Here is a 252-nt window from a genome sequence, read left to right as displayed (position 1 = left end):
CTCGTCGGATTTTTCTGAAATATTTTGTTACATACTGTCGAGGGTCAGGCGCGCCGCGGTTTTCCGGCGATGTGCGCAACAATTTGCACAGTTTTTTTGACGTAGCATCCGCGCGATCACGCACTTCGGATCGAGCACGGCGAACAGGGACGCCAGCCGTGCAGGTTTTTCGAGAAACAGGGGACAGCGGATGTTCAACCCGGCCAAACATACCCACTTCAGCCTCAGCCTCGACGGCCTCAGTCACTACCT

1 protein-coding gene is annotated in these 252 nt (G+C 55.2%); it reads right to left on the bottom strand.

Features of this window, described 5'->3' with window-relative positions:
* Window positions 1-211: hypothetical protein (locus tag ACLJNW_RS27030; protein ID WP_410961629.1), on the bottom strand; the 211-nt coding region annotated here is incomplete at its 3' end.
* Between the last annotated feature and the right edge of the window lie 41 nt (window positions 212-252).

The organism is Salmonella sp. SAL4457, from assembly GCF_046548235.1.
Classification (GTDB): Bacteria; Pseudomonadota; Gammaproteobacteria; order Enterobacterales; family Enterobacteriaceae; genus Salmonella; species Salmonella enterica.
This window is presented reverse-complemented; position numbering and strand designations above follow the sequence as displayed.